Source organism: Roseateles sp., assembly GCF_965229315.1.
Taxonomy (GTDB): Bacteria; Pseudomonadota; Gammaproteobacteria; order Burkholderiales; family Burkholderiaceae_C; genus Pelomonas.
The window spans coordinates 2,047,167-2,063,651 of record NZ_CBDDJA010000002.1 but is presented as its reverse complement, the minus strand read 5'-3'; the positions used below and the strand labels follow the sequence as shown (position 1 = coordinate 2,063,651).

At 64.4% G+C, this 16,485-nt stretch carries 14 protein-coding genes and 1 tRNA gene; 9 read left to right on the top strand and 6 right to left on the bottom strand.

Annotation, left to right across the window (positions count from 1 at the left end; translation table 11 throughout):
- The first annotated feature begins 139 nt into the window (after positions 1 to 139).
- Both ACO07H_RS14360 and ACO07H_RS14355 read left to right on the top strand, forming a co-directional pair.
- Positions 140 to 793 carry a hypothetical protein gene (locus ACO07H_RS14360; protein ID WP_422015264.1) on the top strand — a complete coding sequence of 218 codons (654 nt, stop codon included), beginning with the start codon at positions 140 to 142 and terminating at the stop codon, positions 791 to 793.
- A complete protein-coding gene (locus tag ACO07H_RS14355; protein WP_422015262.1) occupies positions 786 to 1,547 on the top strand; it encodes a Fic/DOC family protein in 762 nt (253 codons plus the stop codon). Before ACO07H_RS14360 ends, ACO07H_RS14355 begins: the two co-directional genes overlap by 8 nt.
- Before the next feature lie 311 nt (positions 1,548 to 1,858).
- Here ACO07H_RS14355 and ACO07H_RS14350 read toward each other — a convergent pair whose 3' ends face one another.
- From ACO07H_RS14350 to ACO07H_RS14340, 3 genes are all read right to left on the bottom strand, one after another.
- Positions 1,859 to 3,157: a tyrosine-type recombinase/integrase gene (locus ACO07H_RS14350; RefSeq protein ID WP_422015260.1), complete on the bottom strand. Its 1,299-nt coding sequence runs from the start codon at positions 3,155 to 3,157 to the stop codon at positions 1,859 to 1,861.
- Between the two features lie 221 nt (positions 3,158 to 3,378).
- Positions 3,379 to 3,468, bottom strand: a tRNA-Ser gene (locus ACO07H_RS14345).
- A 52-nt stretch (positions 3,469 to 3,520) separates the two neighbouring features.
- Entirely contained in the window at positions 3,521 to 3,895 is a 375-nt protein-coding gene (locus ACO07H_RS14340) for a hypothetical protein (RefSeq protein ID WP_422015258.1), read from the bottom strand.
- A gap of 78 nt (positions 3,896 to 3,973) precedes the next feature.
- Here ACO07H_RS14340 and ACO07H_RS14335 point away from each other — a divergent pair, with 78 nt between their 5' ends.
- Positions 3,974 to 4,684: an autoinducer binding domain-containing protein gene (locus ACO07H_RS14335; protein ID WP_422015256.1), complete on the top strand. Its 711-nt coding sequence runs from the start codon at positions 3,974 to 3,976 to the stop codon at positions 4,682 to 4,684.
- A 272-nt stretch (positions 4,685 to 4,956) separates the two neighbouring features.
- Here ACO07H_RS14335 and ACO07H_RS14330 read toward each other — a convergent pair whose 3' ends face one another.
- Positions 4,957 to 5,892 carry an SPFH domain-containing protein gene (locus ACO07H_RS14330; protein ID WP_422015254.1) on the bottom strand — a complete coding sequence of 312 codons (936 nt, stop codon included), beginning with the start codon at positions 5,890 to 5,892 and terminating at the stop codon, positions 4,957 to 4,959.
- 31 nt (positions 5,893 to 5,923) lie between these two features.
- Positions 5,924 to 6,310: an NfeD family protein gene (locus ACO07H_RS14325; RefSeq protein WP_422015252.1), complete on the bottom strand. Its 387-nt coding sequence runs from the start codon at positions 6,308 to 6,310 to the stop codon at positions 5,924 to 5,926.
- A 167-nt stretch (positions 6,311 to 6,477) separates the two neighbouring features.
- On the opposite strand from ACO07H_RS14325, the gene ACO07H_RS14320 reads away from it, so the two are divergent.
- Positions 6,478 to 8,751, top strand: a complete 2,274-nt coding sequence (locus tag ACO07H_RS14320; RefSeq protein WP_422015250.1) for an Orn/Lys/Arg decarboxylase N-terminal domain-containing protein — start codon at positions 6,478 to 6,480, stop codon at positions 8,749 to 8,751.
- 49 nt (positions 8,752 to 8,800) lie between these two features.
- On the opposite strand, the gene fabI is transcribed toward ACO07H_RS14320, so the two are convergent.
- A complete protein-coding gene (fabI, locus tag ACO07H_RS14315) occupies positions 8,801 to 9,580 on the bottom strand; it encodes an enoyl-ACP reductase FabI (protein WP_422015248.1) in 780 nt (259 codons plus the stop codon).
- 248 nt (positions 9,581 to 9,828) lie between these two features.
- Between fabI and rimP the strand changes: the two genes are divergently transcribed.
- The 5 genes from rimP (at position 9,829) to truB (ending at position 16,467) form a co-directional block, all read left to right on the top strand.
- A complete protein-coding gene (gene rimP / locus ACO07H_RS14310; protein WP_422015246.1) occupies positions 9,829 to 10,467 on the top strand; it encodes a ribosome maturation factor RimP in 639 nt (212 codons plus the stop codon).
- Entirely contained in the window at positions 10,464 to 11,942 is a 1,479-nt protein-coding gene (gene nusA, locus ACO07H_RS14305) for a transcription termination factor NusA (RefSeq protein ID WP_422015244.1), read from the top strand. Before rimP ends, nusA begins: the two co-directional genes overlap by 4 nt.
- A 50-nt stretch (positions 11,943 to 11,992) precedes the next feature.
- Positions 11,993 to 14,998, top strand: a complete 3,006-nt coding sequence (gene infB, locus ACO07H_RS14300; protein WP_422015242.1) for a translation initiation factor IF-2 — start codon at positions 11,993 to 11,995, stop codon at positions 14,996 to 14,998.
- 112 nt (positions 14,999 to 15,110) lie between these two features.
- Positions 15,111 to 15,491, top strand: a complete 381-nt coding sequence (gene rbfA / locus ACO07H_RS14295; protein WP_422015240.1) for a 30S ribosome-binding factor RbfA — start codon at positions 15,111 to 15,113, stop codon at positions 15,489 to 15,491.
- The gene (gene truB, locus ACO07H_RS14290) at positions 15,484 to 16,467 is read left to right on the top strand and encodes a tRNA pseudouridine(55) synthase TruB (RefSeq protein WP_422015238.1); all 984 of its coding nucleotides are present in this window, start codon (positions 15,484 to 15,486) and stop codon (positions 16,465 to 16,467) included. The genes rbfA and truB overlap by 8 nt, the downstream gene beginning before the upstream one ends.
- Positions 16,468 to 16,485 lie beyond the last annotated feature (18 nt).

The following is a 16,485-nucleotide window of genomic DNA, read 5'->3' as shown; positions in this document are numbered from 1 at the left end:
CTGAGCCCGAACGAGCAGACCGAAGTCCGGCAGGAATGACCGGGTCATCGGCAGGTTTTGCGGCTGTAAGACATTGACACCATTGAGATTTCTGGAGAAGTCAGATCTGAAGTGTTAAAATCTTCGCATGGGATTCTCCATGAAGCTCGCCGACCGGATGCGCCAGTCGATTCGACGCCGCGCCGGCCATGTCGTGCTGCGGACCGAACTCGCGCCGCTGGGCAGTGCATCGCAGGTGTCGGAGGCGCTGAAGGCGCTTCAGCGCGACGGCGAGTTGCTTCGCCTGGGCGCGGGCGTTTACGCCAAGGCCCGCCGCGACGCTTCCACCCATGAGGTGACGCCGGTCGTGGATGTCGAGACGCTGGGACGTGAGCTGGCTCTCAAGCTCAAGGCTCATGTGACCCAGGATGTGGAGGGCGCGCTGGTGTTGGACACGGGCGACCGCCGCGTCTCCCGCAAGCTCGCCTTGGGCCGGAGTGCCGTGCAGTACGTCAACAACCGCAGTCGCCGGGCCTTCACGACCTTTGCAAGCCGGCGGTGGGACACGGCGACGTTCCCAACCACCCACGTGGCGGACTACGTGCGCTGGCTGGCTGGTTTCCATGGGGTCCGGTACTCGCCTACGGCCGCCGACCATTGGGCCGAGACGGTGACCCGCCTGGCCGGCGACGAAGTTCGGTCCGGCCCGGTGCAGGATCTGCTGGTTGCTCTCAAGCGCGCGGGCAAGCTGAGCAAGGACGACATGGCGAGGCTGCTCGTGAACTACCTGCGGGAGCGCAAGCAGGGTGTTTGATCCGTTCCGCGATTTCGAGACGGCCGGCTACCTGCGCAACAAATTCGCCGAGAAAGACCCGCAGATCGTCCAGGAGCTGGAGCACCAGATGTTCCGGGCTAGCCTGGACGAGGCGATCGCGCATCTCTCGAAGCGGCGTGGTTCGTTGAGCTACGCGGACTTCATGGCTGTTCATCGCATCCTGTTCGAGGGCTTCTATCCCTGGGCTGGCCAGGACCGAGCCATCACCGCGCCGGATCTCTCGATCACCAAGGCCGGGACCTTGTTCTCCCACCCGCTGGCTGCGCGATTGGCGGTGGAGGAGGGGCTGCGCATCGCTAGCGACAAGCGACAGTTGCGCCAGCGTCCGGGCTTTGTGATGGGCATGTTCGCGTACGGTCATCCGTTCCTGGATGGGAATGGGCGCACGATGCTGGTGGTGCATACCGAGTTGTGTCACCGGGCAGGCTTCTGCATCGAATGGCACCGCACGAACAAGAGCGACTATCTGGCCGCGCTCAGCGCCGAGATCGAGACGCCCAATCGAGGCATCCTCGATGCCTATCTGCTCCCCTTCATTGGCGAGGGCAAGGAGCGCCAGACCTGGGGCGGGATGATCGGCGGGCTGCCGGGTCTCGATGGGCAAGGCGCGACCGACACCATCGCCGGCAGCTATCAAGACGCCCAGGTCGCGGAACAGTACCGGGAATTCGAACGACGCCGCGGCTACCGGATCAAGCCGGTTGGTCCTGCGGCCGCGAGTTCGGACGAGTGAGGCATGCCTGCAGCGCCCTGCCACTGGCGTGAGGGCGGCGCAACGTACCGTCATCGGCGAGGACGGGGTGAGCAGGTCCCTGTCTCAAGGTACGTTGCCCAGGCAACCCAAAACGTCCCATACGAGCCCGTTCCGCGGTTGCCCCTACGGTTGCCCCTAAAGTCGGAAATCGGACTCCGAAAGGAGAAAGGACTTAGAGGCTTTCGCTTCTAAGTCCTTGATCTACAACGAAAAAAATGGTCGGGACGGCGGGATTCGAACTCGCTACCCCTTGCACCCCATACAACCTGCGGTCGTAACCTGAAGGCAGGCTAAACGCGGCGAGTTTCGCCGTCGCAGAAGGACGCCCAGTCATCCATCAGCGGGCGCCTTTTGGCGAGCATGTCCCCCCGGAGATAAGCTGCGACTGTCTGGTTTGACTCGGCGTGAGCGAGAGCCTTGTCGTAAACCTTGAAATCGAAGCCGGTGGTCTCGGCAGCCCAATCGGTGAAGGTTGATCGGAACCCATGGACGGTCACGCGCCGGCCAGCGATCTTCGGGTCGACCCACGTGCTGGGCTCATGTTCGTCCATATTGGCGAGGACGTTCAGCATCGACGAATTGTGCAGACCTACGCCGTTCCACTGGAACACCAGCGGACATTCGTCGACGCGGTGCGCCTTCATCAGTTCAAGGATTTTCATGGCCCGCGGCGATAGCGCAACGCGCATTGGGAACTTGCCTTTCATGTGCTCTGCAGATGAAGTCCAGACCTTCTTCCCCTCGTCGATCTCACTCCAATCCGCGCTGATGACCGGATTCGTGCGCATGCATGTGAGGATCGCGAACTCCAGCGCCATGGCGGGCGAGATGGATCGGCGATACCTGAGGTTGTTGGCCTGAATCTCATGCAATTTCGCCATGAAGGCGCCCACCTTTTCATAGGGCAGGGAAGGGTGGTGAGCCTCCTCCTGGACTTTGTCGGGGGAGGACAGGAGATGCTGCAGGTTGGATTTCCACGCTGCAGGGTTGTCGCCCGTGCGATATCCCTTCACCTTGGCCCAGCCAAACACCGCTTCCATGCGTGAGCGCACGCGGCTCGCCGTCTCGTTGATCTCTAGCCAGATTGGCTTGAGTACGTCGAACACCTCGTTGAGCCCAATCTCGTCGATCCACTTCTCGCCGAGCTTGGCGTAGGTGTACGTCTCAAGCGTGGTGCCCCACTGGGCCGCGTGCTTGGCGTTCGTCAGCTCAGGAATCTTGACGTCTGCCACGTAGGTCTCGCAGCACCACTGCCACCTCTTGCGTTCTGTCTTGGCACCCTCGTTCGCCAGGTCGGCGCTGCGCGCAGCCTGTCGCGCCTCTATCGGATCGACATCCGCGAGCAATTCCCCTCGATGGATCTTGGCAAGCGCACGAGCCGCCTCAAGGTCGACCGCGTGCAATGGACCCAACCCCATCTCTCTGGAGCGGCCACCAAGTCGGTACCGGAAGAGCCAGCTTTTGGCGCCCCCTGGTGAAATCTGCAGGTACAGATTGCCGCCGTCCGCGAAGCAGCCGGGCTTCTTCGAGTTCTTGACGACGAGAGCGCTGAGGCGATGAATGGCGTGCGCGCCGGGCTTCTTGGGCATCGGAAATCCTCCGAAAGTCTACCCACAAAAATTTCGAGTGCTCGAAATTCCTACCCACAAAGCTTACCCCCAAAGTGACCCACAAAAAAGCCCGGGAAGGCATGGGACATTGATGGACGCTCTGGCACCCGTGATCCACCGTGTCGGGCCTATTTCCTCTATGGAACGGGCAAAAAAAGACCGTCTCTGGGACGGTCTCGGATCATCTGGGAATCTAGTACTGGCGGAGAGGGCGGGATTCGAACCCGCGGTGGGGATAAACCCACACACGCTTTCCAGGCGTGCGACTTAAACCGCTCATCCACCTCTCCTGCAAGCCCAACATCATAGCCTATTGCAGGCCGATGCAAGGAGACGGATGCCTCAATTTATGCAGGGCACGTCCAGTGCATCGCGCCATCCAAGCTGATGGACGATGTTGTTCAGGTGGAGCATGCGCCTGGAACGCGCGAGCTCATGGCCTTCGCCGTCAACCAACGCCACGTTGCAGAGGATGTTCATGGGGTCGAACAGCGCCACGACGTCAGGTTGGATCTCGGTCCATTCCCAGGCGATCTGGATGGACTCGCCGTTGGCATCCGTGCCCCAGACTTCCTGTCCGGACCGAAGTCCGGACCGTGCATCGTGCACTTTTACGCTGCGGCCGACTTGACGCAACGCAGGCGTCACCTTTTTAAACTCGTTTACAGTCTTGACGACCGTCTCGCAGGCCATCAGTTGCCAAGCTGCCATCTGCATTCGGAACTCCCGTCATTTGGATGGTTGGCAGTGTGCGTTTGCTTGAGTCGCGCTGGCTCCTACCAACCCTAGTAGCGCATGAACCTCCAGAGGTACGAACAAGTCAGTCAAGCGGCAGATCTCACGTCTTTTAGACAGGGGCTGATCGACTTCGCCAATGACTTGGACTTCGGCCTCGTCGCAGGGGTGCTCGCTGTCGAGCACCGCGGGCCTAAGGCGAAGAACGAGTACTTCTCGATTGGCAATACACCCGCTGAGTTCCTGGCGGCCCAGGTCGACCCCGAGAATGCCAAGCGGGATCCCGTTCATCGCCATGTGATGAGCAACGCGGCACCGTTGATCTATGACCAGCGGCTCTACACGGATGCGGGTGCGGGCGATCTGTGGGAGACGCAGGCTCCGTTTGGTTACCGAACGGGTGTTGCCGTCAGTGTGCACATGCCCGGCTATCGGCGGTTCTTGCTCGGCATTGACCGGGATACGCCGCTGCCCAGCGATCCCATCAAGCTCAGTCGCATGATTGCGGACCTTCAACTGCTGGCAGTGCATGCGCAGGACGCGGCGGGGCGTCTGCTGGTCAATGTCAAGGTCCCGACGGTGCGGCTGCAGCCCCGTCAACTGGAAATTCTCAAGTTGACGATGGAGGGCAAGAGTGCCTGGGTCGTTGGCAGCTTGCTGGGGATCAGCGAGAACACCGTGAACTACCACATGAAGCAACTGTTCAAGGTTCTCGACGTTTCCAACAAGAACCATGCCGTGCTCAAGGCCATGGAGTTGGGCATTCTGTGAGCTGTTTGACTACCAGAGTTTGTAGTTCCCTGGTATCCCTTCCTCATCCACACTGACATCCATCGATTACGGCCTGCCGGCCAGATGGAGTAAAAAATGTGGAAGCTCTTTGCTGATTTCTTCGGTCTGCCCTACACCGGCGGTTGATCTGCTGATTTGAAGAGGTCGCCAGCGAGAGCGGCACTTCGGAAGCTTTTCGTTCGGTGCCCCCCGAACGGCCTCACGCCCGCGACCGCCCTTAGGGGCCCTCGCGGGCTTTTTTGCGTTTACGTCTACTTGGTTGTCTGGATCACGGGCTTGCTGCCCGATTTCATCAGCGCCATGGCCGTGCCGATGAGGCCGGCCACTTCAGTCATGTTGCCCGGCACGATCATCGTGTTGTTCTTCTGCGCCAGCTGTGCGTAGGCGTCGACTGCTTTTTCGGCGACCTTGAGTTGCACCGCTTCCCCGCCGCCGGGCTGCTGGATGGCGGCTGCAATCTTGCGGATGGCGTCGGACGTGGCGTCCGCCACGGCGGTGATGGCCGCGGCCTGGCCTTGCGCCTGGTTGATTTCGGCCTGCTTTTCGCCCTCAGACCGCGCAATGGCGGCCTCTCGTTCGCCGGTCGCAATGTTGATCTGCTCCTGGCGGCGGCCTTCCGATGCGGCAATCAGCGCGCGCTTCTCGCGTTCTGCGGTGATCTGCGCCTGCATGGAGTGCAGGATGGCCGGCGGCGGCGTCAGGTCCTTGATCTCGTAGCGCAGCACCTTGACGCCCCAGTTCAGCGCGGCTTCGTCGAGGGCCTCCACCACCGAGGTGTTGATGACCGCGCGTTCCTCGAAGGTGCGGTCCAGCTCCATGCGGCCGATGACAGAGCGCAGCGTCGTCTGCGCAAGCTGGGTGATGGCGACGACGTAGTTGCTGGCGCCATAGCTTGCGCGCATCGGATCGGTGACCTGGAAATAGAGGATGCCGTCGACGGTCAGCTGGGTGTTGTCCTTGGTGATGCAGATCTGGCTCGGCACGTCGAGTGCGATCTCCTTCAGCGAGTGCTTGTAGGCCAGCCGGTCGACAAACGGCACGAGGAAGTTGAGGCCCGGGGTGAGCGTCGCGTGGTATTTGCCGAGGCGCTCCACCACCCAGGCGTTCTGCTGCGGGACGACCTTGATCGAGCGCGCCACAAAGATGGCGGCGATGACGAGGATGACGAATGCGATCTGGAACCCCATGGGGCCTCCCGGGAGTTGTTGATTTGAAGCTTCAGCGGTCGAGCAGCAGGCAACTGCCTTCGACCGCGCGAATCACATGCAGGCCGCTGCGGGCCGGCGCACTGCCAATGAAGCGCGCCTGCCAGGCCGCGCCGCGGTACTGCACCCTGGCCAGGCCGTCGGCAGTCCAGGCTTCGACCTGAACGGGTCGGCCGATGTCGAGATTGACGTCAGGATTGCTCGCGGCAGGCGCCGGTGCGGGCCTGCGGCTGCGTTTCAGGTGCCAGCCCACCACCGCCGCGCCACCCAGGAAGGCGGCAGTCAGCGCCTGGCCTGTCAGGCTCGCGCCCAGATGGGCGGCCAGCGCGCCGGCAACGGCACCCACGGCCAGCATCAGCAGATAGAACGTGCCGCTGGCCAACTCCGCCGCGACGAGCAAACCGGCCGAGATCCACCAGACGGTCGCCCAATTCCAATCCCAATCCATCTTGTCTCCCATCTCAGTGTGGCCAGGTCAGTTTATAGACTGCGCCGACACCGCCGGAACACATCGCGGCCCTACACTTCGCGGCTTCGTTTTTTGATGCCCGCCCGCTGGAGGCCGCGATGATCCGTTTTCATTTTCCCGTCGTCATCATTGACGAGGACTACCGCTCCGAGAACACCTCGGGCCTGGGCATCCGCGCGCTGGCTGAGGCCATCCAGAAGGAGGGCATGGAGGTGCTGGGGGTCACGAGCTACGGCGACCTGTCGCAGTTCGCCCAGCAGCAAAGCCGCGCGTCGGCGTTCATCCTGTCCATCGACGACGAGGAGTTCACGGCGGGCCCGGAGATGGATCCCGTCGTGCTGAACCTGCGCAAGTTCATCCAGGAGATCCGCAACCGCAACCCGGACATCCCCATCTACGTCTACGGGGAGACGCGCACCAGCCAGCATCTGCCCAACGACGTGCTGCGTGAACTGCACGGCTTCATCCACATGTTCGAGGACACGCCGGAGTTCGTGGCCCGCCACATCATCCGCGAGGCCAAGAGCTACCTCGATGGCCTGGCGCCGCCGTTCTTCAAGGCGCTGATGGATTACGCGCAGGATGGCTCGTATTCGTGGCACTGCCCGGGGCACTCCGGCGGCGTCGCCTTCCTGAAGAGCCCGGTCGGGCAGATGTTCCACCAGTTCTTTGGCGAGAACATGCTGCGAGCCGACGTGTGCAACGCGGTCGAGGAGCTCGGTCAACTGCTGGACCACACCGGGCCTATCGCCCAGAGCGAGAAGAACGCCGCTCGCATCTTCAACGCCGACCACTGCTTCTTCGTCACCAACGGCACGTCCACGTCCAACAAGATGGTCTGGCACCACACCGTGGCGCCGGGTGACGTGGTCGTCATCGACCGCAACTGCCACAAGAGCAACCTGCACGCCATCATCATGTGCGGTGCCATCCCCGTCTTCATGACGCCGACGCGCAACCACTACGGCATCATCGGCCCCATCCCCGAGAGCGAGTTCAGCCCGGAGACCATCCGCGCCAAGATTGCGGCCAACCCGCTGCTGGCGCACATCGATCCGGCGACGGTCAGGCCGTCCATCGTCACGCTGACGCAGAGCACCTACGACGGCGTGCTCTACAACACCGAGACCATCAAGAAGAAGCTCGACGGCTACATCCCGACGCTGCACTTCGATGAGGCCTGGTTGCCGCATGCGGCCTTCCACGACTTCTACGGCCAGTTCCATGCGATGGGCAAGAACCGCCCGCGCCCCAAGGAGGCCATGGTGTATGCGACGCAGTCCACGCACAAGCTGCTGGCCGGCATCTCGCAGGCTTCGCAGGTGCTGGTGCAGGACTCGCAGAGCGTCAAGCTCGACAAGCACCTCTTCAACGAGGCCTACCTGATGCACACCAGCACCAGCCCGCAGTATTCGATCATCGCGAGCTGCGACGTGGCCGCGGCCATGATGGAGCCGCCTGGCGGCACGGCTTTGGTGGAGGAAAGCATCCGCGAGTCGCTGGACTTCCGCCGCGCGATGCGCAAGGTCGAAGGCGACTACGGCGACGACTGGTGGTTCAAGGTCTGGGGCCCCGACTTCCTGCGCGCGCAGGACGATCACGGCAGCCGGCCGGTGTCGGACGACTGGATGCTGCATGCCGATGAAGACTGGCATGGCTTCGGCGGGCTCGCCGAAGGCTTCAACATGCTGGACCCGATCAAGTCCACCATCATCACCCCCGGCCTGGACATGGAAGGCCGCTTTGCCGGCAGCGGCATCCCGGCGTCGGTGGTGACGAAGTTCCTCGTCGAGCACGGCGTCGTCGTCGAGAAGACGGGGCTGTACTCGTTCTTCATCATGTTCACCATCGGCATCACCAAGGGCCGCTGGAACACGCTGCTGACCGCGCTGCAGCAGTTCAAGGACGACTACGACAAGAACGCGCCGCTGTGGCGCATCCTGCCGGAGTTCGTCGCGCAGTTCCCCAAGTACGAGCGCATGGGCCTGCGCGACCTGTGCCAGAGCATCCACCAGGCCTATGCCGAGGGCGACATCGCGCGGCTGACGACGGACATGTACCTGTCCAACCTGCAGCCCGCCATGACGCCCAGCGACGCCTACGCGCACATCGCGCAGCGCCGCACCGAGCGCGTCGGTATCGACGAACTGGAAGGCCGCATCACGACCTCTCTGCTGACGCCTTACCCGCCGGGCATCCCGCTGCTGGTGCCCGGCGAGCGCTTCAACAAGAAGATCGTCGACTACCTGAAGTTCACGCGCAGTTTCAACGCCAAGTTCCCAGGTTTCGCGACCGACGTGCACGGTCTCGTGCATGAGGTGGACGAGGAAACGAGCCGCGGCTACTACTACGTGGACTGCGTGCGGGCCTGATCACGCCGCAGGCGATCCCGCGAGGCGCGCCGCGCCTCGCGCGGGCCGCTCACTCCATGGCCATCGCCGTGTGGCTGAAGCCGCCGTCCACGTAGGTGATTTCGGCGCTGATGCCGGCGGCCAGGTCCGACAGCAGAAAGGCCGCCGTGTTGCCGACGTCGTCAATGGTCACATTGCGGCGAATGGGCGCCTGCGCGGCGAACTGGCCCAGCAGCTTGCCGAAGTCCTTGATGCCTGAAGCCGCCAGCGTCTTGATCGGGCCGGCCGAGATGCCGTTGACCCGCACGCCCTTGGCGCCCAGCGCCTGCGCCAGGTAGCGCACGCTGGCTTCCAGACTGGCCTTGGCCAGGCCCATGGTGTTGTAGTTGGGCACCACGCGCAGCGCGCCCAGGTAGCTCAGCGTCAGCAGTGCCGAGCCGACTCGCAGTCGTGGCGCGGCCAGCTTGGCCATGGCCGGGAAGCTGTAGGCGGAGATGTCATGGGCGATGCGGAAGTTCTCGCGCGTCATGCCCTCGAGAAAATCCCCGGCAATCGCCTCGCGGGGCGCGAAACCGATGGAATGGACGAAGCCGTCGAATTCGGGCCAGACCTCGCCCAACTGGTCGAACAGCGCCTGCATCTGCGCGTCGCTGCTCACATCGCAGTCATAAGTCAGGCTGGAGCCGAATTCGGCAGCGAACTCGCTGATGCGGTCCTTGAAGCGCTCGCCCTGATAGCTGAAGGCCAGTTCCGCGCCTTCGCGGTGGCAGGCGCGGGCGATGCCATACGCAATCGAGCGGTTGGACAGCACGCCCGTGATCAGCAGGCGCTTGCCGGCGAGAAAGCCCATGGTTGTCTCCTGTGAGGTCTGAAGCAGCCCATGATTCTGGCATGCGTGGTGGCCAGCAGCTTGCCGGCACGGGACTTGCACAGTACAATCCGAGCTTCACTGGAAATGAGAAGCTGCTTTCAAGGCGGTTTTTCAACGAGCCCCGGACGACATCCCCCGGCGCAGGATTTTGGTGAACGAGTGGGCGGATTCATCCAGCCCATTTTTTTTGCTTTTTCGATTTTCTTTCGCCCCGATACCCAGAACGCATGAGTTGGCAAGACGCTGTGGAAACGACCGTGACCGGACTCGGTTACGAACTCGTGGACTGCGAACGCAGTGCCAGCGGTGGGACGCTGCGCGTGATGGTCGACAAGCTTGCGCCCGAAGCGGCTGCCGGTGAGTTGATCACGGTGGACGACTGCGAAAAAATCACGCGCCAGCTGCAGTATGTGCTCGAAGTCGAAGGTTTGGAGTATTCCCGGCTCGAGGTGTCCTCGCCGGGGTTGGACAGGCCGCTGAAGAACGCCGCCCATTACGCGCGCTTCGCCGGCCAGGAAATCGACATCACGCTGAAGCTGCCTTTCCAGGGGCGCAAGAAATACCGCGGCGTCCTCAGCGCGCAGCCTGCTGGGGCGGATGACCAGGCCTGGCGTCTGGTCTTCGACGACGGCGAGGCCGAGCAGGCGCTCGATTTCACGCTGGACGAGGTGCGCGAGGCGCGCGTCGTGCCGTCTTTCAGTTTCAAGGGGCGCGGTGGTGAGCCGGCGCCCGATCGAAAGCCCGGCCAGCGCGGCGTGATCAAGCCGAAAAAGACGCCCAAAGGGCCAGCGGCCCAGAAACAAGCGGGCGAACCCACCGAGGTGGCGCCCGGCCAAGACAAGGTTGACGGAGGTCTCAAGCAATGAACCGTGAAATGTTGATGCTGGTGGACGCGATCTCGCGCGAGAAGAGCGTGGAGCGTGATGTCGTGTTCGGTGCGGTCGAAGCCGCACTGGCCTCGGCCACCAAGAAGATTTACGGCGCTGAGGCCGACATCCGCGTCAGCGTGGACCGTGACTCCGGCGACTATGAAACCTTCCGCCGTTGGCATGTCGTGCCCAACGAGGCCGGCCTGCAGAACGCCGATGCCGAAATCCTGCTGTTCGAGGCGCAGGAACAGATCAGCGACATCGAGGTGGACGACCACATCGAGGAGCCGGTCGAGTCCGTGCCCATCGGCCGCATCGGTGCCCAGGCCGCCAAGCAGGTCATCCTGCAGAAGATTCGTGACGCCGAGCGCGAGCAGTTGCTGAACGACTTCATGTCGCGCGGCGAGAAGATCTTCGTCGGCACCGTCAAGCGCCTGGACAAGGGCGACATCATTGTCGAAAGCGGCCGCGTCGAAGGGCGCCTGAAGCGCAGCGAGATGATCTCGAAAGAGAACCTGCGCACCGGTGACCGCGTGCGCGCCGTCATCCTGGGCGTGGACCCGACGCAGCGCGGCCCGCAGATCATGCTGTCGCGCTCCAGCCCGGAGTTCATGAAGGAACTCTTCGCTCAGGAAGTGCCCGAGATCGAGCAAGGCCTGCTGGAGATCAAGAGCTGTGCCCGCGACAGCGGTTCGCGCGCCAAGATCGCCGTCGTCAGCCATGACCGGCGCGTCGACCCCATCGGCACCTGCGTCGGCGTGCGCGGTTCGCGCGTCAACGGCGTGACGACCGAGCTGGCTGGCGAGCGCGTGGACATCGTGCTGTGGAGCGAAGACCCGGCCCAGTTCGTCATCGGCGCGCTCGCCCCGGCCAACGTGCAATCCATCGTCGTGGATGAAGAGCGTCACGCGATGGACGTGGTGGTGGACGAGGAAAACCTCGCCATCGCCATCGGCCGCGGCGGCCAGAACGTGCGCCTGGCGTCCGAGCTGACCGGCTGGCGCATCAATATCATGTCGGCCGAGGAATCGGCCGCCAAGCACGAGCAGGAAAGCGAAACGGTGCGCAAGCTCTTCGTCGACAAGCTCGACGTCGATGCCGAAGTCGCCGACATCCTGATCGCCGAGGGCTTCACCAGCCTCGAAGAAGTGGCCTACGTCCCGATGCAGGAAATGCTCGAGATCGAGGCCTTCGACGAGGACACCGTCAACGAGCTGCGCACCCGGGCCAAGGATGCGCTGTTGACGATGGAGATCGCCCGCGAAGAGAAGGTTGAAGAGGTTTCGCAGGATCTGCGCGATCTCGAAGGCGTGACGCCCGAGCTGCTGAGCAAGCTGGCCGAGGGCGGCATCAACACCCGCGACGACCTGGCCGATCTGGCCGTCGACGAGCTGGTCGAACTGACCGGGCAGGACGAGGCCGCCGCGCGCGCGCTGATCATGAAGGCTCGCGAACATTGGTTCAACGACTGATCGATCAACACACGCCGCGCCGCACCGAAAGCAATTTGAAGGATCCCCACATGGCCGTGACTACCGTCGCCCAATTCGCCGCCGAGCTGAGCAAGCCGGCGGGCACGCTGCTGGAGCAGCTGCAAGCCGCGGGCGTCAAGAAGTCTTCCGTTGACGACTCGCTGAGCGAGTCCGACAAGGAACGCCTGCTCGACCACCTGCGCTCCTCGCACGGCACCGCCGGTGCCGATCGCAAGAAGATCACCCTCGTCAAGAAGTCCAACACCGAGATCAAGCAGGCCGACGCCAGTGGCAAGGCCCGCACGATCCAGGTGCAGGTCAAGAAGACGCGGACCTTCGTCAAGCGTGACGACACCGCGGACGAGGCCGGCAGCGCTCAGGACGACGCCGAACTGGCCCGCCGCGAGGAAGAGGCGCAAGCCCACGCCGCCGCGCTGCGTCAGCAGGAAGAGGAATTGGCCGCCAAGGTCAAGGCCCGCGAGGACGCCGAGCGCGCCGCTCGAGAAGCGGCCGAGGCGCGTCGCGCCGAGGAGCAGGCGGCTGCTGAAGCGGCTGCCGCTGCTGCTGCACAAGCCGCCGCGCAGGCGGCCGCCGAAGCTGCCAAGCCTGAGCAGGTGGCCGAAGCTCGCCAGCGCAGCTCGGCTGCCGCGTCGGCCGAGGCTGCCGCGATCAACAAGGCTGCCGCCAGCCGTCGTGCCAAGTCGGCACCGGTCGAGGCGCCCGCGCCTGCGCCTGAACCCGTCGCCGCCGCGCCGGTGGAAGCGCCTGCCCCCGTGGTGGCTGCAGCGCCGGTGGAGCCTGCGAAGCCGGCATTGCGTGTGGTCAAGGCCGTCGATGCTGCTGCCGAAGAGAAGCAGAAGCAGGACGACCTGATCCGCCGCCGCAAGGCCGCCGAGGCCGAGGCTGCCGCCATCCGCGCGATGATGAACGCGCCCAAGAAGGTGATGGTCGCGCCGAAGAAGGAAGAGCCCAAGCCGGCCGAACCGGCTGCAGGCATCAAGGGCACCATCCACAAGAAGGTCGGCGCGCCTGGCGCACCGGCGGCTCCGGGCAGCACCACGGCCAAGCCGGGCGACAAGAAGTCGGTCAAGTCCGAGAAGCTGTCGTCGAGCTGGGCCGATGACGCCGCCAAGAAGCGCGGCCTCAAGACCATCGGCTCCGGCCCGGCCGGCGCCAACCGCCCGGGTGGCGGCGGCAACTGGCGCGCTCCGGCGCGCGGTGGTGCCGGCGGCCGCCGGGGTGGCAGTGACCGTGGTGCTCATGGCCAGTCCAACTTCCAGGCGCCGGTCGAGCAACTGGCACAAGAGGTCCATGTGCCGGAGACCATCTCGGTCGCCGACCTCGCCCACAAGATGTCGGTCAAGGCCGCCGAGGTCATCAAGCAATTGATGAAGCTGGGCCAGATGGTCACCATCAACCAGCAACTGGATCAGGAAACCGCCATGATCCTGGTCGAGGAAATGGGCCACAAGGCCTTCCCCGCCAAGCTGGACGATCCGGACGCCTTCCTGGAAGAAGAGGGCACGGCCGAGCAGCAGCACGAATCGCTGCCGCGCGCGCCGGTCGTCACCGTCATGGGTCACGTCGACCACGGCAAGACCTCGCTGCTGGACTACATCCGCCGCGCCCGCGTGGCGGCGGGCGAAGCCGGCGGCATCACGCAGCACATCGGTGCGTATCACGTGAACACGCCGCGCGGCATGATCACCTTCCTGGACACCCCGGGTCACGCGGCCTTCACGGCCATGCGGGCTCGCGGTGCGAAGGCGACGGACATCGTCATCCTGGTCTGTGCGGCCGATGACGGCGTCATGCCGCAGACCAAGGAAGCCATCCACCATGCGAAGGCGGCAGGCGTGCCCATCGTGGTCGCGATGACCAAGATCGACAAGCCGGATGCCAACGTCGAGCGCGTGAAGAGCGAACTCGTGGCCGAGCAGGTCGTGCCGGAAGAATTCGGCGGCGAGGCCCCGTTCATCGGCGTGTCGTCCAAGACCGGCCAGGGCATCGACGAACTGCTGGAGCAGGTGCTGCTGCAGGCCGAAGTGCTGGAGCTGAAGGCGCCGGTCGAATCGATGGCCAAGGGCATCGTCATCGAAGCCAAGCTGGACAAGGGCCGCGGCCCGGTCGCGACGGTGCTGGTGCAGAGCGGCACGCTCAAGCGCGGCGACGTCGTGCTGGCCGGCTCCACCTTCGGCCGCGTGCGCGCCATGCTGGACGAGGACGGCAAGGCCACCACCGAGGCCGGCCCGTCCATCCCGGTCGAGATCCAGGGCCTGACCGAAGTGCCGCAAGCCGGTGACGAGTTCATGGTGCTGGGCGACGAGCGCCGTGCCCGCGAAGTGGCCACCTTCCGTTCGGGCAAGTACCGCGACGTGAAGCTGGCCAAGCAGCAGGCCGCCAAGCTCGAGAACATGTTCGGCGAGATGGGTGGCGGCGATGTGCAGACGCTGCCGCTGATCATCAAGAGCGACGTGCAGGGTTCGCAGGAAGCGCTGGCCTCCTCGCTGCTCAAGCTCAGCAACGCCGAGGTCAAGGTGCAGATCGTCCACGCGGCGGTCGGTGGCATCAGCGAGAGCGACGTCAACCTCGCCATCGCGTCCAAGGCCGTCATCATCGGCTTCAACGTGCGCGCCGACGCCGGTGCGCGCAAGCTGGCCGAAGGCAACGCGGTCGACCTGCGTTACTACAGCATCATTTACGACGCTGTGGACGACGTGACCAAGGCGATGTCCGGCATGCTGGCGCCCGAGCAGCGCGAGGAAGCGCTGGGCACGGCCGAGATCCGCGTCGTGTTCGTCGCCTCCAAGATCGGCACGGTGGCCGGCTCCATGGTCACCAGCGGCCTGGTCCGCCGTGGCGCTCGCTTCCGACTGCTGCGCGAGAACACCGTCGTCTACACGGGCGAGGTGGACTCGGTGCGCCGCGAGAAGGACGACGTCCGCGAAGTCAAGGAAGGCTTCGAGTGCGGTATCAAGCTCAAGAACTACAGCGACATCAAGGAAGGCGATCAGCTGGAATTCTTCGAGATCAAGGAAGTGGCCCGCACGCTTTGATACCTACCCCTGAGGGTTGACCCCCGCAGACCCCGCCCAAAAGGGGCGGGGTTTGTTCTTTGTTGGCTGTTCGCGTGTGAACCATGCAAACAGCCTGATCAGGAAACCTGCCATGAGACACAAACGCGCCATCCCCAACCGAGCTTTCCGCGTCGCCGACCAGATCCAGCGCGATCTGGCGGAGCTGATCCGCGAGCTGAAGGATCCGCGCATCGGCATGGCCACGATCAGTGCGATCGAGGTCACGCCGGACTATGCGCACGCCAAGGTGTTCTTCTCGGTGCTGGTCGGCGACCCGGCCGAGACGCAGGAAGCCCTGAACGAGGCCGCAGGTTTCCTGCGCAACGGCCTGTTCAAGCGCCTGCAGATCCACACCGTGCCGACGCTGCATTTCCAGTTCGACCGCACCATCGAGCGCGCCGCCGAGATGAGTGCGTTGATCAACAAGGCCAACGCGAGTCGCGCGTTGGAGGATGAGGAACCGAATGACTGAGGCCGCTGCCTTGGCCGCGCCGGCCCTGGCCCCGAAGGAAAGCCGCCCGCCCCGCGTGCGGGTGCAACGCCGCGCGCTGCATGGCGTGTTGTTGCTCGACAAGCCGCTGGGCTTGTCGAGCAACGACGCGTTGCAGAAGGCCAAGTGGCTGCTGCGCGCCGAGAAGGCCGGCCACACCGGCACGCTGGACCCGCTGGCCACCGGTCTGCTGCCGCTGTGCTTCGGCGCCGCCACCAAGTTCAGCCAGGCCAGCCTGGACGCCGACAAGCGCTACCTCGCCACGCTGGCGCTGGGCATCCGCACCACCACCGGCGACGCCGAAGGCGAGGTGCTGGAGCGCCGCGACGCCGACGGCATCACCGCGGTACAGATCGCCAGTGCCTGCGCCGCCTTCACCGGCGAGATCGACCAGATGCCGCCGATGTATTCGGCGCTCAAGCACGAGGGCCGCGCGCTGTACGAGTACGCGCGCGCCGGCATCGAGATCGAGCGCAAGAGCCGCCGCGTGACGATTCATGCCATCGACATCGTCAGCGTGCAGGCTGGCACCGTGACCCTCGACGTCCGCTGCACCAAAGGCACCTACATCCGCACGCTGGCCGAAGACATCGGCACTGCGCTCGGCTGCGGTGCCTCGCTCGCCGCGCTGCGCCGCACCGGCTCCGGCGGCCTGACGCTGGACGGCAGCATCACGCTGACCGCGCTGGAAGCGCTGCCGGAAGAGCAACGCGCGGCGCTGCTGACCTCGCCCGACCGCCTGCTGGCGGACGCGCCCGAACTGCGACTGGATGCCGCCGAAGCGGCGCGCTTCCTGTCCGGCCTGCGCCGCCGCGTGACTGCGCCCGACGCACCGCGTGTGCGCGTCTACGGCCCCGAACTGCGCGCCTTCCTCGGCAGCGCCCACATCACCTCTGGCGAACTGATCGCCGACCGCCTGTTGACCCCACCGGAGGTCCAGGCGCTCCTCGCCGCCTGAACCGGTTTTTCTAGAAGC

Bases quoted from the DNA above. Each gene is read 5' to 3' on its own strand.
- ACO07H_RS14360 (WP_422015264.1), top strand. From the start codon at position 140: ATGAAGCTCGCCGACCGGATGCGCCAGTCGATTCGACGCCGCGCCGGC.
- ACO07H_RS14350 (WP_422015260.1), bottom strand. From the start codon at position 3,157: ATGCCCAAGAAGCCCGGCGCGCACGCCATTCATCGCCTCAGCGCTCTC.
- ACO07H_RS14340 (WP_422015258.1), bottom strand. From the start codon at position 3,895: ATGCAGATGGCAGCTTGGCAACTGATGGCCTGCGAGACGGTCGTCAAG.
- ACO07H_RS14335 (WP_422015256.1), top strand. From the start codon at position 3,974: ATGAACCTCCAGAGGTACGAACAAGTCAGTCAAGCGGCAGATCTCACG.
- ACO07H_RS14330 (WP_422015254.1), bottom strand. From the start codon at position 5,892: ATGGGGTTCCAGATCGCATTCGTCATCCTCGTCATCGCCGCCATCTTT.
- ACO07H_RS14320 (WP_422015250.1), top strand. From the start codon at position 6,478: ATGATCCGTTTTCATTTTCCCGTCGTCATCATTGACGAGGACTACCGC.
- fabI (WP_422015248.1), bottom strand. From the start codon at position 9,580: ATGGGCTTTCTCGCCGGCAAGCGCCTGCTGATCACGGGCGTGCTGTCC.
- rimP (WP_422015246.1), top strand. From the start codon at position 9,829: ATGAGTTGGCAAGACGCTGTGGAAACGACCGTGACCGGACTCGGTTAC.
- nusA (WP_422015244.1), top strand. From the start codon at position 10,464: ATGAACCGTGAAATGTTGATGCTGGTGGACGCGATCTCGCGCGAGAAG.
- infB (WP_422015242.1), top strand. From the start codon at position 11,993: ATGGCCGTGACTACCGTCGCCCAATTCGCCGCCGAGCTGAGCAAGCCG.
- rbfA (WP_422015240.1), top strand. From the start codon at position 15,111: ATGAGACACAAACGCGCCATCCCCAACCGAGCTTTCCGCGTCGCCGAC.
- truB (WP_422015238.1), top strand. From the start codon at position 15,484: ATGACTGAGGCCGCTGCCTTGGCCGCGCCGGCCCTGGCCCCGAAGGAA.